The sequence below is a fragment of the Pseudohongiella sp. SYSU M77423 genome (assembly GCF_029911965.1).
In the GTDB taxonomy this organism is placed as follows: domain Bacteria; phylum Pseudomonadota; class Gammaproteobacteria; order Pseudomonadales; family Pseudohongiellaceae; genus Pseudohongiella.
The window spans coordinates 52498-74986 of sequence record NZ_JARYTH010000007.1; the positions used below are offsets into that span (position 1 = coordinate 52498).

Below are 22489 nucleotides of genomic sequence, written 5' to 3' on the forward strand. Positions count from 1 at the left end.
AAATGACGCTGATTGACCTGTCGCCTGCGCCAAAGCATGCTTCAACGCTCACGAAACCGTCCGATTCCCTCTTTCAAAAGTAAACTGATTCGCTGCAACAATGCAGAGGGAGAGCGGTGGCGGCAGCTGACAGATCGACGTTGGCACAAGGGACGGGAGGTGGGTGTCAGAATATCAATCAGACAGGTTTTTGCTCCTGCAAAACCTGCATTCCCGCCATCCATGGTGGTTGGCGCGCTTTATCCTTTTGCATGGCGCCCGATCAGCGGGTAGGACTGTTCGAGTCCCGAGCCCGCGCAGCGAGCGAGGTCGAGACCCGCACCGCCGGGCGCCAGGTGAAAGGATGCGATCCGGGCGAGATCTGACACCCGCCTCCCGTCCCGCTTCCAAAAGATGCTGGCCTGCCTACGCGATCCCGGTGGGTGTTGTGTGAATCCGTTCAGTTTTGGTTTAGAATCGGGTCAAGCCCGAACTAAAATTAGAATGAGAGCGCACCCATGCACTACCCCCAACTAAGCTTCGACTTCGACGAAAGCCTGCGCATGCTGCAGGAACAGGTGCAGCAGTTTGCAGCACGTGAGATTGCGCCCCTTGCAGCCGAAATTGATCGCAGTAATCAGTTTCCTGCCGAGCTGTGGCGCAAAATGGGTGACCTGGGTTTACTGGGTATTACCGTGTCTGAGGAATATGGCGGCGCTGATATGGGTTATCTGGCGCATGTGGTGGTGCAGGAAGAAATCAGCCGTGCATCTGCCAGTGTCGGGCTGAGCTACGGCGCGCACTCAAACCTTTGTGTCAATCAGATCTATCGTAATGGCACTGACGAGCAGCGGGCAAAGTATCTACCGGGTCTGATCAGCGGCGAGCATGTGGGCGCACTGGCCATGAGTGAGCACAATGCCGGGTCCGATGTGGTGAGCATGCAGCTGTCAGCCAAACGCGATGGCGATCATTTTGTGCTGAATGGCAGCAAGATGTGGATCACCAATGGTCCGGATGCAAACGTTTACGTCATCTACGCCAAAACCGACGCCAGCGCCGGGCCGCACGGCATCACTGCGTTCATTGTAGAGCGCGACGCGCCGGGTTTCAGCCGCTCCCCCAAACTCGACAAACTGGGCATGCGTGGGTCCAACACCTGCGAGCTTGTGTTCGCCGATTGCCGGGTGCCAGCGACCAATATTCTGGGCGGCGAAAACCGTGGTGTGCAGGTGCTGATGAGTGGCCTGGACTACGAGCGTGTAGTGCTGTCCGGCGGCCCTCTGGGCATCATGCAGGCCTGTCTGGATGTCGTCGTACCTTACGTGCATGACCGCAAGCAGTTCGGTCAGGCGATCGGTGAATTTCAGTTCATACAGGGCAAGGTCGCCGATATGTATACTGCGCTGAATGCCTCGCGCGCCTATGTGTACGCTGTGGCACGCGCCTGCGACCGCGGCGAAACCACACGCAAAGACGCCGCCGGCGCCATCCTGTTCAGCGCCGACCACGCCACTAAACTTTCGCTCGATGCCATCCAGATCCTCGGCGGCAACGGCTACATCAACGACTACCCCACCGGCCGCCTGCTCCGCGACGCCAAGCTCTACGAAATCGGCGCCGGCACCCAGGAGATCCGACGCATGCTGATCGGACGGGAGCTCTTCCGTGAAACCGCTTAACTACACACTGCCCGCATCTGAACACAGCAATCAGCCCAATCGAGGCGCTGGGAACAATGTGGCAAGGAGCGACGAAAACTTGAGGAGGACTGCCACATTGGTTCCAACGCCGGATGCTCTGACGCTCGCCATCAGATGCGGCACCACAGCCCAATCGAGGCATTGGGAACAGTGGGGCAAGGAGCGAGGAAAACCTGACGAGGACTGCCACACTGGTTCCGATGCCGGAAGCGCTACGCTTGCCATCAGATGCGGCACAACAGCCCAATCGAGGCATTGGGAACAATGTGGCAAGGAGCGAGGAAAACCTGACGAGGACTGCCACACTGGTTCCAATGCCGGAAGCGCTGAACTCAGAGCCGCAGCAAAAGGAGTGCTGAACGCGTGAACAAGATTCAGAGCAAGATCAGCCCACAGTCGGATGAATTCAAACGCAACCACGCCCACCACACCGCGCTGCGCGACGAACTGCAGGCGCTGACGGCCAAATTGGCTCTGGGCGGCGACGAGAAAGCCAGAGAGCGCCATGTGTCTCGCGGAAAACTATTGCCTCGCGAACGCGTTGAAGCACTGCTGGATACCGGCTCGCCGTTCCTGGAGCTGTCGCAGCTGGCCGCCTACCAGGTCTACGAAGACAATATACCCGGCGCGGGCATGATCAGCGGTATCGGCATGGTCTCAGGTCAGGCGTGCATGATCGTGGCCAATGACGCTACGGTAAAAGGGGGCACGTATTATCCATTGACTGTCAAGAAACATCTGCGTGCGCAGCAGATCGCCATGGAGAACCACCTGCCCTGCATTTATCTGGTGGACTCCGGTGGTGCCAACCTGCCGCATCAGGCAGAAGTGTTTCCGGACCGGGATCATTTTGGTCGTATTTTTTACAATCAGTCGCGCATGTCCGCTGCTGGTATCGCCCAGATAGCTGCGGTGATGGGCTCCTGCACAGCGGGTGGCGCCTATGTACCGGCGATGGCCGATGAATCGATCATCGTACGCGACCAGGGCACCATCTTTCTGGGCGGTCCGCCGCTGGTAAAAGCCGCCACTGGCGAGGAAGTCACTGCTGAGGAGTTGGGTGGCGGCCGTGTTCACGCGGAAATTTCCGGCGTTGCCGATCACCTGGCGGATAATGACGTGCACGCACTGGCACTGGTGCGCCGCAGTATCGCCAGGCTGGGTCGCCGCTCACCTGCCATTGACGTGTCAGCAGCTGCACCCGCTTATGATCCGGACGAAATCTACGGCATCGTGTCGGCGGATGTTCGCAGTCCCTATGATGTGCGTGAAGTCATCGCGCGTATCGTGGATGGTTCCTATTTCGATGAGTTCAAACCGCTGTACGGCGCCACGCTGGTCTGTGGCTTTGCAGAAATCTTCGGTCAAACCGTCGGCATTCTGGCTAACAACGGTATTCTGTTTTCTGAAAGTGCCCTGAAGGGTACTCACTTTATTCAGCTTTGTTGCCAGCGCAATATTCCGCTGGTGTTCCTGCAGAACATCACCGGTTTTATGGTCGGTCGCAAATACGAACATGAAGGTATCGCCAAGAACGGTGCCAAGCTGGTCAACGCGGTGTCCACCGCCGGCGTACCAAAGATTACCACGCTGATTGGCGGAAGTTTTGGGGCCGGCAACTATGGTATGGCGGGACGCGCCTTTGATCCGCGCTTCCTTTGGAGTTGGCCCAATGCCCGAATTTCGGTAATGGGCGGCGCGCAGGCAGCAGGCGTGCTCGGGCAACTGCGTGGCGACATGCTTAAGGCAAAGGGACAGGCCTGGACCGCGGACGAGGAGCAGGCCTACAAGGCGCCAATAGAAGCAAAATACGAACGTGAGGGGCACCCCTACTACGCCAGCGCCCGAATCTGGGACGACGGCATTGTGGTACCGGCTGACACGCGTCAGATTCTGGGACTCTCTCTGTTTGCGTCGCGTCACGCGCCACAGAACAAAACTGACTTTGGCATTTTCCGTATGTAACAGAGCTGCATTCGGATAGCAGATCAGAACAGGCTAAACACTATGACTACAGCAAAGAAGAACACGGACAAGGTATCGCTGACAGAGGGTGCTGACACCGACATTCTGGAAATTGTGCGCCCTGCCCCCGGCATTACAGAAATATGGCTGAACCGGCCAGATAAACATAACGCATTTAATCCCGAACTGATCGCGCGCATCCATCAGACCATCACACGACTGGCCGCTGATGCGGACACGCGTGTATTGATCATCGCTGGCCGTGGCAAGAGTTTTTGTTCTGGCGCTGACCTGAAGTACATGAAGTCCATGGTGAACTACAGCCATGCAGAGAATGTGGCCGATGCGGCCCGGCTGGCGGCCATGCTGCGGGCGCTGCATGACTTCCCGAAACCGATCATTGCTGCGGTGCATGGCAACGTATTCGCCGGCGCCACCGGCATGATCTGCTGTTCGGACCTGGTAGTGGCGGCCGAGAATACCCGCTTCAGCATCAGCGAGGTCAAACTCGGACTGGTACCTGCGGTGATCAGTCCTTTTGTAATCAGTCGGATGGGGCCGCACCTGGCGCGTCGTTATTTCCTGACGGCAGAGGTGTTTGATACAGAAGCAGCGTCTGCGGCGCATTTGATCCACGAAACCGTGGCGGCTGATTCTCTGATGACACGCGCGCACGAGTTGGCAGCTCAACTGCTGCGCAATGCACCTGGCGCGATGGCCGACACCAAAAACCTGATCCGTTATCTGGTGCCGGTACCCAAAGATGCGGCAGTGACTGAGTACACCTGCGAGCTGATCGCGCGGGTACGTGCAGCTGAAGAGGCACAGGGTGGTCTGCAGGCATTCTTCGACAAGGCTGACGCGCCCTGGATTGCAAGCAGCCAGAAACAGCCCACAGGCAAGGGTGGGAATTGACCATGATCAAATCCCTGCTGATTGCGAACCGCGGCGAAATAGCATGCCGCATCATTCGTACCGCCCGCCGGCTGAACATTCGCACCATCGCCATTTATTCGGCGGCCGATCGTCAGGCCCTGCACGTGCAGTTGGCCGACAAAGCAGTGCCACTTTATTCGGTCGGCAAGGAGGCATTCAGCGCCACTGACACCTATCTTAATCAGGCGCTGATACTCGAAATCGCTAAAGCCGAAGGCGCCGAGGCGATCCATCCAGGCTACGGCTTTCTTTCAGAAAACGCCGGGTTTGCACGCAAAGTAAGCGACGCCGGATTAATCTTTGTGGGTCCCTCCGCTGATGCAATCGCCGCCATGGGATCGAAGTCGCAGGCCAAACAGCTGATGAGCGAGGCAGGTGTCCCGCTATTGCCGGGTTACCATGAAGCTGGTCAGAGTACTGCGACCCTCCAGAAGCACGCGGATGAAATAGCCTATCCGGTACTGATCAAGGCCAGTGCTGGTGGAGGCGGCCGGGGCATGCGTGTGGTCCAGTCCAGCAGCGAATTCGCCGAGGCACTGGCCAGCGTCAAACGTGAAGCCAAAGCGGCTTTCTCCGATGACCAGGTGTTGCTGGAAAAATATCTGCCCAATGCCCGGCACGTGGAGATTCAGGTATTTGCCGACTCGCAGGGCAACTGTATTCACCTGCATGAACGTGACTGTTCCATCCAGCGGCGCCACCAGAAACTGATTGAAGAAGCGCCGGCACCCGGGCTGACGGAGGAGACACGTCAGGCTATGGGCGAGGCGGCTGTGAACGCTGCAAAGGCCATTAACTACAGCGGCGCTGGTACGGTTGAGTTTCTTTATCAGGACGGTGAATTCTACTTTCTGGAGATGAACACCCGACTGCAGGTGGAGCACCCGGTCACCGAGTTCATTACCGGACTGGATCTGGTTGAATGGCAATTGCGCGTGGCCAGTGGCGAAGCTTTACCCGCGCAGCAGGATGACATCAAACGTCAGGGCTGGGCGATGGAAGCACGCATCAATGCAGAGTCTGGTGCTCCGGATTTTCTGCCATCAACGGGTACCATCACACACCTGGCCTGGCCGCAGGACGAGCAGGTTCGCGTCGACGCAGGTTTTCGCAGCGGCGACCGTATCAGCGTCTATTACGACAGTCTGCTGGGCAAGGTCATTTGTCATGGCAGTTGTCGTGAAGAAGCTGCCGCCCGGCTGTCGGCAGCACTGGCGCAGCTAAAAATTGTTGGCATTGATCACAACGCCAGTTATCTGGGTGCCATCGTTGATACTGCTGCCTTCCGTCGTGGTGATGTCACTACGGCGTTTTTGCAAAAACACCACGAAGCCATTGCGGCTTCTCTGGCAACGCGTGCGATGTCGCAGCCACAAACCCGCGCTGCCGCTTCAGATACTGCCAGTCTGACGAGCCATGCGGGACACCATGCCGGAGACTGGGGTGCACTGAACGCCTGGCGCACGCAGCAGTCAGAAGCTTCGCGTCGTTACCATCTGGATGCCCTTTATCTGTCACCGCGTTTTGCTGGTGGCACACCCTCCCCGGCCACTTTGCCAGAGGCACTGTCCGGTGCCGGCCACGCAGGCGAGGCTCAGCGGCATATCAGGGCGCCCCTGCCCGGCCGCGTGATTGCCCTGCAAGTTAAAGCGGGTGACAAAGTGGAAGCCGGCTCAGCACTGCTGGTGATGGAAGCCATGAAGATGGAACACACCTTGCGTGCCTCTCACGATGGCGTCATTGCCGAGCTGCACTGCAATGAGGGCGACATGGTACAGCCCGACCAGTTACTGATGGAGCTGGACGCATGATTACACTGTATGAGATGGGAGCACGCGACGGGCTGCAGAACGAACCGGTCATGGTGCCAGCTGCAGTCAAGGCCGAGTTGATTGATCGACTGGCGCAGTGTGGTCTGCAGCATATTGAAGCAGGCAGTTTTGTATCACCACGCTGGATCCCGCAGATGGCTGACTCGGAAGCCGTGTTTGGTCTGATCAAGCGGCAGGCAGGAGTGACCTATTCTGCGCTGACCCCGAACATGCAGGGTTTTGAGCGGGCCATGGCCGCGGGCGCTGATGAAGTTGCAGTGTTTGCCGCGGCATCAGAGGCCTTCAGTCAGAAGAATATCAATTGCAGCATCCGCGAGAGCATTCAGCGTTTTACCCAGGTCTGCGAAGCGGCCCGCGATAAAAACATTCCGGTACGCGGTTATGTGTCCACTGTCATGGGTTGCCCCTACCAGGGCAAAGTACCCGAGGCTGATGTGGTCATGGCCATCGAAGAACTGCTGGCACTGGGTTGTTATCAGGTCTCACTGGGCGACACGATTGGTGTCGGTACACCCAGACAGGTCAGTCAGGTTCTCAAGACCTGCCTGTCGGTTGCATCACCGGCACAGTTGGCCATGCATTTCCACGACACCTACGGCCAGGCGCTGGCAAATCTGCTCAGCGGGCTGGAACTGGATATCACCACCATTGACGCCTCAGTGGCGGGTCTTGGTGGCTGCCCCTACGCCAAAGGTGCCAGTGGTAACGTAGCCACAGAAGATGTGATTTACATGCTGCACGGCATGGGCATGGACACCGGTGTGGACCTCCCGCAACTGGTCGCCGTCAGTCACTGGATCTGCGGGCAGCTGGAGTGTCAGAACCGCTCCAAAGTTGCGCAGGCAATGGAGACATAGTCATGAGCACTGACATCGATTTCCGGCAGCTTCTTGAACAACTTCACAGTACGCCATCACACAGCCCGGAACCGGACAGCGACCACAACAGGCAGCTCGCTGCGTTTACTCCGCCCACTCCTTTCAGCACGCTGCACACGCACAGCATCACTCAACGCGAGGCCTTCTGGCGCGCCTGCCTGGCCACTACTGGCATCATCACCCACACACTCGGAGATGAGACGCTTAAACGCGGCGAGCACATCTGGCAGGATCGCTGGTTTCCCGGAACGCAGCTCAACTTCGCCGAAAATCTGCTGCGCTTCCGCGATGACCAGGCAGCGCTGATATTCGCCGATGAGCGCGGCAATCGCCAGACGCTGAGCTACGCGCAACTTGCAGAACAGGTGACACATGTCGCCGCCTGGCTGCGGGATCAGGGTGTGCAGGCCGGTGACCGGGTTGCCGGTTTTGCCGCGAATCGAATAGAGACCGTGGTGGCGATGCTGGCGGCCACCTCTCTGGGCGCGATCTGGAGCTCATGCTCCCCGGATTTTGGTGTTAATGGTGTGCTGGATCGTTTTTCGCAGATCGAGCCAGTGGCGCTGTTTGCCGTTAACAGCCATGTGTACGCCGGCAAGCAGCACAGTCACCACCACACTCTGGACAGACTCGCCACCGCTCTTCCCTCACTGAAAGTCCTGATCGTATTGCCAGAACTCTACGATGCCAGTGAGCAACCCAAAGGTTCAGACAACTGCAAAGTCCACGACTGGCAAAGCTGCGTGGAATACAGCCCAGGCAGTAGCGCAAACAGCCAGGCCACAGAGGTCGAAGCTTTAAGCTTTTACCCCGCCGACTTTGATCACCCGCTTTTTATCATGTACTCATCGGGTACCACAGGTGTACCCAAATGCATCGTTCATGGGACAGGCGGCACGCTTCTGCAACTGCGCAAGGAACACCACCTGCATCTGCAGCTGACTCGCGACGACACCCTGTTTTTCTTCACCACCTGTGGCTGGATGATGTGGAACTGGCTGGTGACAGGACTTGCATCCGGCGCGACGCTGGTGCTGTTTGATGGCTCGCCGTTTCATCCGCGACCGGACATACTGTTTGATCTGTGCGACGAGCTGGACATCACCTTGCTGGGCGTCTCTGCAAGGTATCTGGCTGCCGCCGAGAAAGCCGGTGTGAAACCACTGACGACACATCGCCTGAGCGCACTGCGGGCACTGATGTCGACTGGCTCGCCACTGAGCGAAGAAAGCTTTGACTATGTCTGGCGCGACATCAAACCCGGCATCCATCTGCAATCAATGTCAGGTGGCACCGATATCATTTCCTGCTTCGTACTGGGCAACCCCTGGCAGCCCGTGAACCGCGGCGAGATTCAGGGCGCGGGTCTTGGCATGGACGTGGCCGTCTATAACGAGGCCGGCCAGCCGGTTGTTGGCGAAAAAGGTGAACTGGTGTGCCGACAGTCCTTTCCCAGCATGCCGGTCGGCTTCTGGAATGACACAGAGGACCAGCAGAAGTACCGCGCCGCCTACTTTGAAGGTTTTGATAATGTCTGGACTCATGGCGACTACGCAGAACAGACAGACAATGGCGGCTGGATCATCTACGGCCGCTCGGACACGGTGCTGAACCCGGGCGGCGTAAGGATTGGCACGGCCGAGATTTACCGTCAGGTGGAGCAGGTGGATGAAGTACTGGAATGCGTCGCGGTCGGCCAGGAATGGGATGGGGACATCCGCATCGTGCTGTTTGTGCGCCTGCGGGACGAAGCCACGCTGAACGAGGCACTGCAGGCACGCATCCGCCAGATCATCCGACACGGCGCCTCACCCCGGCACGTCCCGGCGCTGATGGAGCAGGTGCACGACATCCCGCGCACGCTGAACGGCAAGATCGCTGAGACGGCAGTGCGGGAGGCGATTCACGGTCGGCCCGTCAAAAACCAGGACTCACTTGCAAATCCGCAGTCCCTGCGCGAGTACGAAGCCTTTGCCGAACGCCACCGCTAGTGATTCGGTTCTGGATCGGTCCGGAAGGCGGGTGTTACTTGTCGCCCGGATCGCATCCTTTCACCGGACACCCGGCGGGGCGGAACTCGACTTCGCGGCTTCGCCGCTCAGGACTCAGACAGTCCTCCCGCTGATCGGGTGTCCGGCAAAAGGATAAACGCGCCCTGATGGGGCGACAAGTAACACCCGCCTCCCTCCCCTCGTGCCGGCGTCAGTTAGATGCGGCACCAACGTCCAATCGAGGCGGCGGGGACAGGGTAGCAAGGAGCGACGAAAACCTGAGGAGGACTGCTACCCTGGTTCCGACGCCGGAAGCGCTAAAGCTGACAGCCGTCAATCAAATGTGATTTCCGCAAACGAGTGAACCACCCGGTGTTTCGAATCCACCTCAGCGTCACCCTCCTGCGGGCGGACCACGCGGATCGTCTGAATCCCGATCTCCGCCGCCGCATCCAGCTCACCCTCGATGTCAGAGAGGAACAGAATGTCCTTGGGCGGCAGCGCTATCCAGTCAGCGATGTGCTGGTAGGATTCGACTTCCTGCTTGGCGCCGATGGTGGTGTCGAAGTAGCCGGCAAACAGCAGACGCAGGTCGCCGTGGGTAGTGTAGCGGAAGAACAGGCGCTGGGCCTTTTCGGAACCTGATGAGTAGACATACAGATTGATGCCCTGCTCCTGCCATTCACGCAGTTTCTCGGGGACATCGGGGTACAGGTGCGCCTGGTATTCACCGCGCTGGTAGCCCTGCTCCCAGACCATTCCCTGCAGCGCTTTGAGCTCGGTCACCTTTTTGTCCTGCCGCATCCACTCCTGCAACTGAGCGATCAGTGCCTCGGTGTTGCGCAGCGGGATGCCAGTGCTCTCGGACATGGCGCGCAGCTGGCGGGCCACGTCACGCTCTTCCTTGTGCTTGCGAACGAAGTCGGGCAGAAACTGCTCGGCGTATACAAACAGGATGTCTTTGACGAAACGGATGGAGCTGGTGGTACCTTCGATATCGGTAACGATCGCGATTGGCTTCATTGTCCTTTTATGACTCCAGTCTGGAGAACGACTCGGCGATCGCACTCCCGGTGTAGTTGGCTACCCAGCCTTCGGGGTTGTTGAAAAACCGGATCGCTACAAAACGGGGCTTTGGCCCCATGTCGAACCAGTGCGGAGTGTTGGCGGGCACTGAAATCAGGTCGCCTTTCTGGCACAGCACTTCGTACACTTTATCGTTGAGATGCAGGCTGAATAAACCCTGTCCATCGACAAAAAAGCGCACTTCGTCCTCACTGTGACGGTGTTCGCTTAAAAACTTCTGACGCAGCTCAGGCACTTTTGCCTGTACGTCCGGATTATCGGTGGCATCCAGGCTGATCACGTCGACTGTCTGATAACCCTCTTCTTCGACCAGTTTGTCGATGTCGGCCTGGTAGGCTGCCAGTACCTGCTCACTGCTGTCGCCGGCCTTAACGTCCTGACCAGCCTGCCACTGCTCGAATCGGATGCCGACTTTGGCCAGCTCCTGCGCGATCTCGCTGGCATCGGCGCTGTGCAACAGTTCGTGATCGGGCTTGTTGTCGGCAAAGATACTCAGTTCACTCATCGGTCGACCTCGCGTGCTTCGGCTGGCTGCCAGCGGCTGGCATGCCAGTAATAATCCAGTAAAAATTCCAGCGCTTCAAGGTGGCGCAGTGTTGTCGGCAAATCCGGACCCCAGGTATAAAGACCATGGCCTCGAATTAGATAACCGTGACCGGTACCTGTCTCATTCATATGGTCATCGACCTGTTTTGCAAGGGCGGCGATGTCCTGGCTGTTATCAAACACCGGCAGCGACAGGCTGGACTCATGTGTGACCGTGCCGGTAAAGGCTTTCAGCAGCTCCAGCCCCTTGAACTCTACCGGGCCATCGGCATGCATGGAGACCAGCGTCGCCTTGACCGAATGGGTATGCAGCACCGCTCCAATACCAGGGTCACGACGATACAGCGTGGTGTGCAGCAGGGTCTCGGCCGACGGCTTTTTGCCATCCAGGGACCTGCCATCAAGGTCCACGCGCATGATGTCATCGGCGCTCAATTGCCCCTTGTCACGACCAGATACGGTGATTGCGCAGCTGCTGTCGTCCAGGCGCTGCGAAAAATTGCTGCTCGTCGCAGGACACCAGCCCTGTTGCCATATACGCTGGCCAGCGCTGATCAGGCCATTCACGGCTTGCTGGAAGGAATCTGCTTGGGTCATGGGGCGCGATTATAAACTGAATTGCGGCCTGGCATAAGCGCCGTTGCCGGTAAAGTGACACGACATTGTCGTCCTGGGTCTGGCTGCCAGCTCACCATCAGTCGACATGGCAAACCAGACCTTTCAGATACAGTGCCTCCGGGAATGGCAAAGCCACCGGATGATCGGAGGACTGATGCAGATGGTGAGTGATTCGTCCCTGTCTTCCTGCATCGAGCAGCGCATCTGCCGTGATTTTCTGAAACAGCGGTGGATCGATGGCACCGGAACAGGAAAAGCTGACCAGCCAGCCGCCAGGATTCAACAGCGCACCAGCCTGCAGCGCAATATCTTTGTAGGCGCGGGACGCCCGTTTGAACTGATGTTTGGTCTCGGCAAACTTGGGCGGATCCAGAATGATCATGTCGTAGCGGCTGCCCGACTGCTGCTTGAGATCGCGGAGATAATCAAACACATTGGCCTGCACCAGCTCCGCCTGATCCGGGTCAAATCCATTCAGTTCGAGATTACGGCCCGCCAGCTCCAACGCTGGCCCGGATGAGTCCACGTTGGTGACGTGCTCTGCGCCACCCTTGAGCGCAGCGATGCCAAAACCACCTGTGTAGGAGAAGCAGTTCAGCACTTTCAGCGGGCGCCCTGCCTGTGTGCAAAGCTGCTGAACCAGGCTGCGATTGTCGTACTGGTCCAGATAATAACCGGTTTTGTGGCCTTCGGTGATGCTGACATCCAGCAGCCGGTCGGCCTCATTGATCGTGATGAATTCTGGTGGCTCTTCACCACTGATCAACCCTTTTCGGGACTCCAGCCCCTCGTGCTTGCGCACTGTGACGTCTGAACGTTCGTAGATGCCACGATTGGGCGAGTGCTCATTGAGCGCCGCAATAATGGTGTCACGCCAGAATTCGGCGCCGACGCTGAGGAACTGACATGACAGGTAGTCGCCATAACGATCAACAATCAGACCAGGCAGATCATCGGATTCTGCATAGATCAGGCGTATCGCCGTGCGGCGTTCACCCAGCAGGTGCTGACGCCGTTGCACCGCGCGTTGAACACGCGAGGCAATATTGGCTGCATCCACCTGAAAATTGTCACCCACAATAGCGTTAAACGCCCACATTCGTGCGCGAATCTGGGACTCCGGTGAATACGCGGCCCAGCCCAGCGGTTTGCCATCGGCCGCCACCACCTGCACGGTGCTGCCAGGTGCGGGGTTGCCCGTGACACGAGCCACGGCACCGGAAAACACCCAGGGGTGATGACGCAACAGCGACGCTTCGCGCCCTTTACTCAGTTGTAAGGTATTCATGGCAGTGGGATATGCTCTTCGTCATCACCGGGGATTGACGGGAACTCGCCTGCGTCCCAACGCTTGCGGGCCTCGTCGATGGTCGCACGTTCGTAGGCAACAAAGTTCCAGTGTATGTGCGGGATGCGTTCAAAGCGTTTTCCGCCAATGATGACGTATCGGCAATTCTCCAGCGCTGTGAAAGACGTGTCATCGCTGTCGAGCAGGACGAAATCACCCTTCTCGTAACGCTGGCCAGAAATCTCCAGAGCGCCAGAAATGATGCAGATGGCAGCCTCCTGATCACGTGCCGGGTGCTCCAGCTCGCTGTCCTTGTCGGCCAGCACATCCAGATAAAACATCGGCGAGAACGTACGCACCGGCGAGCTGCGACCGTAGGCTGCTCCTACAATCAGACGCATCATCAAACCGGGACGGTAAATGCAGGGCAGATCGTTTTTACCAACATGCAAAAAATCCGGGTCGATACGTTCATGATCCGGCGGCAGCGCCACCCAAAGCTGCAGACCGTGCAGCGGATGCTCGGTCGCACGTACCTCGTGGGTTTCACGCTCGGAATGCACTATCCCATTGCCGGCAATCATCCAGTTGACGTCACCGGGGAAGATCTCCTGAACCGAGCCCAGGCTGTCACGATGCAGCATGCTGCCGGCAAACAGGTAGGTGACTGTGGCAAGGCCGATGTGGGGGTGCGGCCGCACATTGATGCCCTTGCCTGCAGGAAATTTTGCAGGACCGATGTTGTCGAAGAAGATGAACGGGCCGACCATCTTCTTTTCAAAATGGGGCAGTACACGCGAGACGGAGAATCCGCCCAAATCCTTGTCGTCGCCTTTGAGTACTTTTGCCATGTCAGAGGTTCTCCGTAAAATTGAGGCGGGGACGGAGCTTTAGCCCCGTACCCGACTAAGCGCCGCTTAGCGTATCACAACTTCAGACAGAGGTTTGCGCGGTGAGGGCTTTTCCTTCGCCGCAACTTCCTCAGGCAACACTGAAGGTTCAGCCGCCACGCCAATGGCCAGTCCACAGACAACCTTGTAATCATCATCGAGTTTAAGGTAGCGCGCGACCTCATCATGTTTGATGCCCCCCATGCCGTGGGTGTACAGCCCCATCTGGCGCGCCTGAAGTGTCATCGCCATCCAGGCAGCACCTGCGTCAAACTCGGCGTAAGCATTGGGTTTGCCGTTGCTGGTGAACGTTTTTTTTACCACGACGAAACCAAGCAGTGAGGCATTTTTAGCCCATGCCTGATTGCCATCGAGCAAAAGACCCAGGAAGTCGTCAAAATTTTCGTCTGTGGAAACGTAGAACCGCCAGGGTTGCTCGTTAAAACACGATGGGGCCCAGCGTGCCGCCTCGAACAGCGTTTTTACACCCGCCTCGGCTATTTCAGTTTTGGCGAAAGCGCGCGGCGACCAGCGCCGGGCAATCAGCTCATCAACGCCTGGCAGCATGTCGCGTGCCGAAAAATCGGGCCTGATCGTGTCGGGGTATTGTTTGATGTTTTCCATGAAAGCACTCCATTTACGTTTTGCTTTACCCATAACTTTGAGGGTTGATTCAACCCAGACTATCAGGGCATACGACGGCAGCACCAGAGCAGACTACCCTCGTTCATGGAAAAACAGGATGATGTGATGATCGCTGACTCAGCTGCCGGTTACTTGCTGGGGGTAAAGGGCGTCAGTCATTTGCAGATCATATTCGTCGGCAATGGCCCCCAACTCAGCGTTGATCTCGGCGAAGCCTTCAGACATTTCACTGGCGTAGGTCCGGATCTCACTGCTGCAGTCCTGCAGTGCTGCGTTGGCAGCTGCGACCTGAGCGATATGACTGGCAGAGGCAGCCGCAACAAATTCACTTGGTGAAATGAAGAACCATACTAAATGTGACAACAGGCATGGCCTGAAGTTCAAAGAAGTTTTTGAAACATTGGAACCGCAATAGAGCTGGCTACTGACAACTTCAATGTGGCTTTATTTCAGCACCATACAGTCCATAATTGCTACGTACGAAAAGCAGCATCACATGAAATGGCGTCGTGGAAGTGTTACGGTAAGTGCAGAAGCAAGCTGAAAAGGAGCAAGACAGGAGGAGCGCGGCCATGGCCAGACAGTCGAAACCACTGGTGTTGATCACTGGGTCGAACGGCAACATCGGGACGGCGCTCGGCAAGTCACTCTCATCTGATTATCATGTGATAGGCCTGGACCGGGATAAGCCTGCTGATGTGGAGGCTGATCTGACGTCGGACGAGTCCATGGCGAAAGCCTTTAGACAGCTTCGCAAGAAACACGGTAAGAAAATTGCTGCCGTCATCCACTTGGCCGCCTACTTTGACTTTAGCGGTGAAAAATCGCCACTTTACGATGAAGTTAATGTGCGCGGCTCGGAACGGCTGCTCAATGCGCTGAGGGATTTTAACGTCGAACGATTCATCTACTCTGGCACCATGCTGGTCCATCAGCCCTGCTCACCCGGTGAATCGATCAACGAACTCACACCTTTGAAGCCTGCCTGGGCCTACCCTCAATCAAAAGCGGATACCGAGGCAAAAATTCGCGAACAACGTGGCAAGATCCCATGCACATTTCTGCACCTGGCAGGTCTGTATGACGATGGCAGCGCCGTACCAACACTGGCGCATCAAATCGCCTGGATCTATGAGCGCCACCCCAAATCACATCTGTATGCTGGCGACACCGAAGCTGGCCAGTCCTTCATTCATCTGGATGACATGCTGGATCTTTTTAAACGCTCTGTTGATCGCCGCAACAAGATGCCTGATGACTGCGTTATTCTGGCCGGCGAACCCGAGGTGATGAGCTACTCGGAGCTGCAGAACACACTGGGCAATTTGATTCATGGAGAAGACAAATGGACCACTGTCAATCTGCCACAGCCGCTTGCCAAAGCCGGCGCCTGGTTGCAGGAAAAAAGCGAGCCGGTAGTACCCGATGCCATTGACCACGGCGAAAAGCCGTTCGTGCGTCCCTTTCTTATTGATCTGGCGGCTGACCACTACGCGCTTGATATCAGCAAGGCTGAGGAAATGCTTGGTTGGAAACCAAAACACTCTATCCGCAAAAAACTGCCAGCCATGCTCAAAAATCTGGAGAAAGATCCTGTTGGCTGGTATCAGCGCAACGGCATGCGACCGCCGGACACGCTGGCAGTCGCCGACGAACAGGTTGATGACCCAGACAAACTGCTGAAGGCACACGAGAAGTGGTACCGGGACGAACACGCCCGCAACTTATGGGGCAGCATGATCAATGTGTTCCTGGGCTGCTGGCTGCTGTTTTCTGTGCCACGGCTTGCCTACGAATCCCAGGCTATGGTGATCAGCGACATGATCTCCGGTGCGGCCATTATCATGCTGTCGCTATTATCTATGTCCTGGCGCTTGCCGGTCGCCAGATGGGCTACGGCCATCGTCGGTCTGTGGGTAATGTTGGCACCGCTCGTGTTCTGCAGTACATCTCCTGCTGCCTACCTTAACGGCTGTATTGTGGGCACCCTGGTTGCCGGTTTTGCGGTAGCGCTACGCCCTGCCCCCGGGGTGTCGCCAGTTGCCGTGATGACCGGCCCGACAGTTCCACCGGGCTGGCAGTATTCGCCGTCGACCTGGTCGCAGCGTCTGCCGATTATTATCCTGGCACTAATCGGGTTTTTTATCTCCGCCTACATGGCAGCCTACCAACTCGGGCACATCGACACCGTATGGGATCCATTCTTTGTGGGCGCCATAGATGGGGACGGTAAAAACGGTACCGGGGAGATTATCACCTCCTCTATTTCTGAGGCCTGGCCTGTACCCGATGCCGGTGCCGGCGCAATGGTTTACCTGCTGGAGATTCTTGTCGGACTGATTGGTTCATCCAGTCGTTGGCGAACCATGCCCTGGCTGACAATACTGTTCGGCATTCTGATTGTACCACTAGGCACGGTTTCAATTACCTTCATCATCATTCAGCCTATTCTGCTCGACACCTGGTGCACCCTGTGTCTGATGGCGGCGGCTGCGATGCTGTTGCAGATTCCTTTCTCGCTGGATGAGATTCTTGCCACCTGCCAGTTCCTGGCGCGCCGCAAACGGCAGGGACATTCCCTGCTGCGCACATTCATCTTCGGTGACACGGACGACATGCCAGAGAATAAACAGGTGTACGAAAAGGAGCACTTCGAACAGCCGCCGCTGCAGGTCATGCGTATGCTGTTTTCCGGCGGCGTACGCTGGTGTACCGGTTTATGTATCTGTGTAGCACTGGGTGTGGTGCTGATGTTCACCCGCCTGCTGCTGGGTGCCGAGGGCGCCATGGCCGACACCCATCATCTTATTGGTGCGCTGATGATCACCGTCTCTATATCGGCCCTGGCTGAAGTGGGCCGGCCGTTGCGGTTCCTGAACATGATCATGGCCATGGCACTGGCGATCTGCGCCTTTGTGCTGGAGAGTACGCTGACAGTGCAGCTGTTTACGCTGGGGATAGCGGTAGCGACAATAGTGGCGTCAATTCCGCGCGGGCCGGTGAACGGCGAGTACGGGGACTGGTCGGCCTTGATACGGTGAGGCCGTGTCTGGGGCACAAATATTTTGGTAATTCTGGTGTAATACCGGCTTCTATTGTGCTGATGATTATTGTACTGTTTATTTAAGTAAATATTTTAGTCTTTTGAAGCTGTAGCCATTCCCGAAAGGAGCGTGTTCAGGTCGACCCATTGCATTAATCGAGGAGAACAGAATGAAAACAAGACTCACTCCCGGCATGTTACACAAGACTCACGCAGGCCCCGCGGTGCTCACGGCGTTGATCGTCGCCGGTCTGTCGCTGGATGCCATGGCCCAGGAAACCAGCGCTCACAGCTCCACCACGGCCATGTCTGCACCCACCTATGCCGCCGATGTGGCGAGCATCATCAATGAAAACTGCGTAGTCTGCCACCGCGAAGGTGGTATCGCGCCCATGCAGTTAACCAGCTATGAACAGGTGCGCCCGTGGGCACCTCTGATCCAGGACAGAGTGGTCAGTCGCAAGATGCCCCCCTACTCCTACGACCATGGAATAGGCATCCAGGACCTGCAGGGCGACTGGCGGCTGTCTCAGGACGAAATTGACACCATTGTCGCCTGGGTAGAGAACGGCTCCCAATCCGGTAACCTCAACGAACTACCACCCATGCCGGATCTGCCGGATCTGGCCGAATGGAATTTTGCTGACCAGTTTGGCCAGCCGGATATTGTGCTGGCGTCCAACCCGTCAGATGTGCCGGCCAGCGGCAATGATCTGTGGGACATCCATTTTGTCGACAGCGGGCTGACCTCGGATCGCTGCATCAAGGCCGTGCAGGTGAAGCCGCGCGGGGACGCCAAGTCAGTGGTGCACCATGCCAACACCTACTTCGCAGAAGTTGACGAAAACGGGAACGTATCCCGCAGCCCGTTGACCGAGTACGCCATGGGCAAATGGGGCGAGATCATTCCCGAAGGTGTCTGCCGCAAAGCCACCGCCGGCAAACTGGTACAGTGGGACATTCATCTGTATCCGGGCGGGCTCGGTGCGACCGCTCCTGGTGGGGTCATCGAGGATAACGTTGTCGAGCTGGGCATCTGGCTGCACGACGAGGATTACCAGGCTGACATCATCCAGGATCTGTCAGCGTATCAACTGGATCAGGGAGAACTGCTCATTCCGCCCCATGGCAGGATTATGACACAGGGCTTCCACACATTTGACCATCCGGTCCGGATTGACAGTTTCCAGCCTCATGGCCACCTGCGCATGAACGCTGCGTCGCTGGAGATTTTTTATCCGCAAACGGGTGAAACCGAGGTCGTCAGCTCTATTTCCGACTGGAGCGCGACCTGGCATCACAGCCATTTGTTCGAGCCTGATGCCGCTCCGCTGCTGCCGGCCGGCGCCGTCCTGGTGATCAAGCAGTGGTATGACAATACCGCCAACAACCCCAACAACCCGGATCCTCGCCAGTGGGTCGCCTGGGGCCAGCGAACCGCCGATGAAATGACGCATGCCTGGATAGCCGTTTCCCATCTGGATGATGAAACCTATCAGCGATTGTTGGCCGAGCGCGAAGCCCGTGAAGCAAGGGCCATGGCTGCGACGGCGAACAACTGATTCCAGGCCGGGCCCTGGCAGGTTCAGGGCCCGCCAGATTGAAGGGCGGATTCTAATAATAAGACTGGAGGGCGGTTACATGCGAATAGTGAATTCCCATGCGCTGCGATTGGCGCTGTGCTTACTGGTGAATGCCTTGATGATCACCAGCCTGGGCGCGCAACAGACTGATCGCCTGCTGCGACCGGCACCTGGCGCCGGGACACCTGTCATTCCCTTTATGGAAGGCTGGTATGCCAATGAGGACGGCTCGGTGACGGTGTCCTATGGTTATCAAAACCGCAATCGGGAGCCAGTCCTGATCCCGATTGGAGAGAACAATCGCATTGCGCCGGAAGCGCTGGGCGGCATGCAGCCAGAGTACTTTTTACCGGGGCGACACCACGGTGCGTTTGCCGTCACCATCCCCGCCTCCATGGAGGACATTACGATCTGGTGGCACCTGATCTCCGAAGGCGAAGAGCTTAAGGTGCCCGGCGAACGGGGATCCACGGCCTACGAACTGGACCGGAATCCGCGTCCGCAGGGAAGCGTTCAGCCACTGATCGCTTTCAGCCAGAGCGGACCCCACGGCAGTGGTCCGGAGGGCATCATCTCGGAGCAGGTACTGCAGACTCCTGTCGATCAGCCCATTACGCTTGAGGTCTGGACCAATGACCCATCCAAACACGACCCCAACGATCCACGCTATGCCAAACCACTGGACACCCGCGTGTCGTGGTACCGGCACCAGGGGCCTGGTGAAGTGAGCTTTACCGCCCATGAGTCGATGCCGTTTCTGGACACGCGCCCTGCCTCGCCGCTCAGCCGCAACGCGCCGCCGCAGCATGCCGTGGCGGTGAAAGAAAGTGTGGGTCCAGCACGGGTAACCGCCTCGTTTTCAGAACCGGGTGAGTACCTGATACGAGCCCGTCTCGACAACTGGCGCGCCTCCGATAGCGATGCGCTGGACCAGTGTTGCTGGAGCAACGCCTATCTGCGCGTCCTCGTCACTGAATAACAACTGGGGATTGGGCTATGACCCGCAAACAACTGAACATTTTAAGGCCCCCCGTCACCTTGTTCGTGAGTCTCTCGATCCTGAGCCTGCTGATACCGGCTGTCGCCCTCGGTCAGGCCAGCCCCGAACTGGCCCGCCTCTATAACGCCTTCACCGTCACCCATGCCGCCGCGCTGAATGCTATCGCGGAGGTTGACAGGGATCCCCGGTTTGCTCAGGCGCAGGCAGAGGTGCGTTTGCAGCTGGAACAAATGCAGGACCAGGGCCCCAGCCACAAGAATCACGGACAGATGATGTCTCATGGCATGACAGCGGCTCCGGAAACCAGTCATGCACACAACAGTGATATGGACGAGCTGGACCTGGGGATGCGGGTCGAACTGGCACGGGTGGTCCGCGGGGATCATAGCGACGCAGAAGCCGCCGAAGCTTATTCAAATGTTGCTGACTTACCCCGCCACGCTGCAATGGTGCTGGCCCGGGGTCGGCAATTCGAGGAACAGCTGTGGCAGCTCTGGGCCGATCCTGACCTGGACATCGACGCCAAATTACTGGCGACGCAGGCAGTTATCGAGACGTATCTAACGGGTGACGACATGTATACCGTTTCCGCGCGCCCCAAGCCAGCCTCCCTGTATCTTGATCATGCCTATGCGGGCAGCCTGAAGCGTGTCTACCCGCGCGTCAGCGGCCTGCTCTGGTCCAATCAATGGCTGCACCTGGCCTCTATGGAAGCCATGATTCGTGGCCAGGTGGACCCTCAGTTTGACGGCCAGGTCGGAGAGACACTGGCACGCTACAACAACAAACTGGGTTCAGGCAGTGGCATGAGCATGTTCCCCGCACCCGTGGAAATGCCCACCGTACCGACCATAGCGCCGTCGCTGTACACCCTGGCACCTGAGGCCGCGATCATCGTGGACAATCTGAACATGCTGGATGCTGCCATCACCGATATCATCGCCTATCCGGGGCTGGATGCGCAGACCCAAGAGCAGGCAATTCTGGCAAAAGTGGCGCAGTTTACCGATAAGGACATCGCCACCGATGATATGAGCTATCTTTTGTCAGCTCTGCGCGGCGGCATTTACAACCAGGGTGGGCCGGCCATTGGCGAACTGATGGGCTCGGAACGTAACAGATCCCGTGATGCCATGAACATGCAGCATCATATGAGTATGTCCGGGCCTAATTGAGCAGGGTCGGGATGCCATTGCCCTTGATCAGCAATGGCACCCTCGCCCTGGCAAGAAGAAGCTTCTTCGTCAGAAGCTGTAGGCGGCGCGCATCAGGAAGATATTAACGTTCTCGTCGCCAAACCGGCCATCGGTGACATCGGAGAATATCAGATTGCCCATGAAGCGCAGGTTGGACGAAACATAGTAGTTCACCCCCAGAGTGATGTTGTCCATCCCCCCGCCGACAATGCCGCTGTCATCCAGATCAGCGCTGCTGTAGCGGGCTGCCACTTCCCATGCGCCCTTACTACCCGACGGGCTGATGCCACCAAAAACGCCACCCGAATAACTGCGCGATTCACCCGTCAGCACATAACTGGCCTGCACGTGGTAACCACCAAAGCTTGGGCTGCTGACACCGGCGCGATCCAGATTCACATTGAGGTATTCTGCCTCAGCTGAAAAAGGACCAGCCTGATAGGCCAGTTCCAGTCCGAACTTGGCCGTGGAACTGACATTGTTGATCGTGCCTGTGTCGATGACCCGGACCCCATTCGCAGGGCGAGACTCGGGACGCTCGCGCAGGCGAACACTGCCATTCGTGCCCAGATCCTCGACCGCGGCCGACAGACCCAGGTGAATTACATTGCCACCGTCATTGACCGGATTGAAGACCACGCGCCCCGCCACGCCTACCGGGTCGTTGCCAGCAGTGCTCTGGTTGATGGCTTTGGTGTAGACCATACTCTGGAAGGTGACTGGTCCCTGCGACATGTGGTAACTGAGTCCCAGACGTCGTGAATCCACCACCAGATTGCTGGGAGCCGAACGCTCGATGAAAGTGATATTGTTGGAACTTGCAAGTTCGTTCAGTCCCATTGGAACCTTCACCTGACCGATAATCAATCGGCCTGGGCCCAAAGAGCGGCGCAAGCGAACGTCATTGGCCGTCGCGCTGCCGCCAGCAAAATCGTATTCGATCTGAAAATCCCAGTCATCGTTGAGATCACCATCGACGCCCAGACGGCCACGACGGAGTAAAGCGCCACTGCCCAGTTCCGGATTCTGGTCGGCGTCGACGAAGGCTGCATCGAAATGAGCACGTCCACGCAGGTCGAACTCAGGCTGTGCCCAGGCAGTTCCGGTTGCCGCGACGCTGATTGCTGTTGCTAGCGAAAGTTTGATCCAGGTAGGTTTTGTAGTCACATTTATCTCCAAATTGCCGGTATTAATCCGCATTGAAAGAAGGTTTCTGACCTCATTTCAGTGAACGGGCGCAACTTTATTACAGATATATGACAGTCTCGTGACATTAAGACAATTTAACGACATTTCCGTGACAATGGCAT

18 protein-coding genes are annotated in these 22489 nt (G+C 57.4%); 10 read left to right on the top strand and 8 right to left on the bottom strand.

The genetic code is table 11. The features are described 5' to 3' along the window. Positions 1–497 precede the first annotated feature (497 nt). The 6 genes from QGM61_RS14130 to QGM61_RS14155 all read left to right on the top strand — a co-directional run bounded on the left by QGM61_RS14130 (position 498) and on the right by QGM61_RS14155 (position 9284). Positions 498–1661: an isovaleryl-CoA dehydrogenase gene (locus tag QGM61_RS14130; protein ID WP_281133353.1), complete on the top strand. Its 1164-nt coding sequence runs from the start codon at positions 498–500 to the stop codon at positions 1659–1661. Between the two features lie 384 nt (positions 1662–2045). Continuing rightward, positions 2046–3647, top strand: a complete 1602-nt coding sequence (locus QGM61_RS14135) for a carboxyl transferase domain-containing protein (protein ID WP_281133354.1) — start codon at positions 2046–2048, stop codon at positions 3645–3647. 42 nt (positions 3648–3689) lie between these two features. Beyond that, positions 3690–4562, top strand: a complete 873-nt coding sequence (locus QGM61_RS14140) for an enoyl-CoA hydratase-related protein (RefSeq protein ID WP_281133355.1) — start codon at positions 3690–3692, stop codon at positions 4560–4562. A gap of 2 nt (positions 4563–4564) precedes the next feature. Then, positions 4565–6394, top strand: a complete 1830-nt coding sequence (locus QGM61_RS14145) for an acetyl/propionyl/methylcrotonyl-CoA carboxylase subunit alpha (protein ID WP_281133356.1) — start codon at positions 4565–4567, stop codon at positions 6392–6394. Continuing rightward, positions 6391–7272, top strand: coding sequence for a hydroxymethylglutaryl-CoA lyase (locus QGM61_RS14150; protein WP_281133357.1), 882 nt, complete (start codon positions 6391–6393; stop codon positions 7270–7272). Before QGM61_RS14145 ends, QGM61_RS14150 begins: the two co-directional genes overlap by 4 nt. 2 nt (positions 7273–7274) lie before the next feature. Next, complete coding sequence (locus tag QGM61_RS14155) at positions 7275–9284, top strand: acetoacetate--CoA ligase (RefSeq protein WP_281133358.1); 2010 nt, start codon at positions 7275–7277, stop codon at positions 9282–9284. 333 nt (positions 9285–9617) lie between these two features. On the opposite strand, the gene mtnC is transcribed toward QGM61_RS14155, so the two are convergent. The 7 genes from mtnC to QGM61_RS14190 form a co-directional block, all read right to left on the bottom strand. Beyond that, complete coding sequence (mtnC, locus tag QGM61_RS14160) at positions 9618–10307, bottom strand: acireductone synthase (protein ID WP_281133359.1); 690 nt, start codon at positions 10305–10307, stop codon at positions 9618–9620. 7 nt (positions 10308–10314) lie between these two features. Then, positions 10315–10875: a 1,2-dihydroxy-3-keto-5-methylthiopentene dioxygenase gene (locus tag QGM61_RS14165; RefSeq protein ID WP_237134350.1), complete on the bottom strand. Its 561-nt coding sequence runs from the start codon at positions 10873–10875 to the stop codon at positions 10315–10317. After that, positions 10872–11513, bottom strand: a complete 642-nt coding sequence (locus tag QGM61_RS14170) for a methylthioribulose 1-phosphate dehydratase (protein WP_281133360.1) — start codon at positions 11511–11513, stop codon at positions 10872–10874. Before QGM61_RS14170 ends, QGM61_RS14165 begins: the two co-directional genes overlap by 4 nt. Positions 11514–11610: 97 nt before the next feature. Beyond that, a complete protein-coding gene (locus QGM61_RS14175) occupies positions 11611–12822 on the bottom strand; it encodes a class I SAM-dependent rRNA methyltransferase (protein ID WP_281133361.1) in 1212 nt (403 codons plus the stop codon). Then, positions 12819–13673 carry a pirin family protein gene (locus tag QGM61_RS14180; protein ID WP_281133362.1) on the bottom strand — a complete coding sequence of 285 codons (855 nt, stop codon included), beginning with the start codon at positions 13671–13673 and terminating at the stop codon, positions 12819–12821. Before QGM61_RS14180 ends, QGM61_RS14175 begins: the two co-directional genes overlap by 4 nt. A gap of 66 nt (positions 13674–13739) precedes the next feature. Next, positions 13740–14336 carry a nitroreductase family protein gene (locus tag QGM61_RS14185; protein WP_281133363.1) on the bottom strand — a complete coding sequence of 199 codons (597 nt, stop codon included), beginning with the start codon at positions 14334–14336 and terminating at the stop codon, positions 13740–13742. A gap of 138 nt (positions 14337–14474) precedes the next feature. Further along, the gene (locus QGM61_RS14190) at positions 14475–14720 is read right to left on the bottom strand and encodes a DUF4142 domain-containing protein (protein ID WP_281133364.1); all 246 of its coding nucleotides are present in this window, start codon (positions 14718–14720) and stop codon (positions 14475–14477) included. Between the two features lie 209 nt (positions 14721–14929). On the opposite strand from QGM61_RS14190, the gene QGM61_RS14195 reads away from it, so the two are divergent. The 4 genes from QGM61_RS14195 to QGM61_RS14210 all read left to right on the top strand — a co-directional run bounded on the left by QGM61_RS14195 (position 14930) and on the right by QGM61_RS14210 (position 21158). After that, the gene (locus QGM61_RS14195) at positions 14930–17398 is read left to right on the top strand and encodes a vitamin K epoxide reductase family protein (RefSeq protein WP_281133365.1); all 2469 of its coding nucleotides are present in this window, start codon (positions 14930–14932) and stop codon (positions 17396–17398) included. A gap of 172 nt (positions 17399–17570) precedes the next feature. Continuing rightward, entirely contained in the window at positions 17571–18962 is a 1392-nt protein-coding gene (locus tag QGM61_RS14200) for a c-type cytochrome (RefSeq protein ID WP_281133366.1), read from the top strand. A 79-nt stretch (positions 18963–19041) separates the two neighbouring features. Then, complete coding sequence (locus QGM61_RS14205; RefSeq protein ID WP_281133367.1) at positions 19042–19962, top strand: hypothetical protein; 921 nt, start codon at positions 19042–19044, stop codon at positions 19960–19962. A 17-nt stretch (positions 19963–19979) separates the two neighbouring features. After that, positions 19980–21158: a hypothetical protein gene (locus QGM61_RS14210; RefSeq protein WP_281133368.1), complete on the top strand. Its 1179-nt coding sequence runs from the start codon at positions 19980–19982 to the stop codon at positions 21156–21158. A gap of 69 nt (positions 21159–21227) precedes the next feature. Here the strand turns inward: QGM61_RS14210 and QGM61_RS14215 are convergent, their stop codons facing one another. Further along, complete coding sequence (locus QGM61_RS14215) at positions 21228–22346, bottom strand: OprO/OprP family phosphate-selective porin (protein WP_281133369.1); 1119 nt, start codon at positions 22344–22346, stop codon at positions 21228–21230. Positions 22347–22489: the final 143 nt, after the last annotated feature.

What these genes read in the sequence shown, in the direction of transcription:
- QGM61_RS14130 (WP_281133353.1), top strand. Translation starts at nt 498, where the DNA reads ATGCACTACCCCCAACTAAGCTTCGACTTCGACGAAAGCCTGCGCATG.
- QGM61_RS14140 (WP_281133355.1), top strand. Translation starts at nt 3,690, where the DNA reads ATGACTACAGCAAAGAAGAACACGGACAAGGTATCGCTGACAGAGGGT.
- QGM61_RS14145 (WP_281133356.1), top strand. Translation starts at nt 4,565, where the DNA reads ATGATCAAATCCCTGCTGATTGCGAACCGCGGCGAAATAGCATGCCGC.
- QGM61_RS14150 (WP_281133357.1), top strand. Translation starts at nt 6,391, where the DNA reads ATGATTACACTGTATGAGATGGGAGCACGCGACGGGCTGCAGAACGAA.
- QGM61_RS14155 (WP_281133358.1), top strand. Translation starts at nt 7,275, where the DNA reads ATGAGCACTGACATCGATTTCCGGCAGCTTCTTGAACAACTTCACAGT.
- mtnC (WP_281133359.1), bottom strand. Translation starts at nt 10,307, where the DNA reads ATGAAGCCAATCGCGATCGTTACCGATATCGAAGGTACCACCAGCTCC.
- QGM61_RS14165 (WP_237134350.1), bottom strand. Translation starts at nt 10,875, where the DNA reads ATGAGTGAACTGAGTATCTTTGCCGACAACAAGCCCGATCACGAACTG.
- QGM61_RS14170 (WP_281133360.1), bottom strand. Translation starts at nt 11,513, where the DNA reads ATGACCCAAGCAGATTCCTTCCAGCAAGCCGTGAATGGCCTGATCAGC.
- QGM61_RS14175 (WP_281133361.1), bottom strand. Translation starts at nt 12,822, where the DNA reads ATGAATACCTTACAACTGAGTAAAGGGCGCGAAGCGTCGCTGTTGCGT.
- QGM61_RS14180 (WP_281133362.1), bottom strand. Translation starts at nt 13,673, where the DNA reads ATGGCAAAAGTACTCAAAGGCGACGACAAGGATTTGGGCGGATTCTCC.
- QGM61_RS14185 (WP_281133363.1), bottom strand. Translation starts at nt 14,336, where the DNA reads ATGGAAAACATCAAACAATACCCCGACACGATCAGGCCCGATTTTTCG.
- QGM61_RS14195 (WP_281133365.1), top strand. Translation starts at nt 14,930, where the DNA reads ATGGCCAGACAGTCGAAACCACTGGTGTTGATCACTGGGTCGAACGGC.
- QGM61_RS14200 (WP_281133366.1), top strand. Translation starts at nt 17,571, where the DNA reads ATGAAAACAAGACTCACTCCCGGCATGTTACACAAGACTCACGCAGGC.
- QGM61_RS14205 (WP_281133367.1), top strand. Translation starts at nt 19,042, where the DNA reads ATGCGAATAGTGAATTCCCATGCGCTGCGATTGGCGCTGTGCTTACTG.
- QGM61_RS14210 (WP_281133368.1), top strand. Translation starts at nt 19,980, where the DNA reads ATGACCCGCAAACAACTGAACATTTTAAGGCCCCCCGTCACCTTGTTC.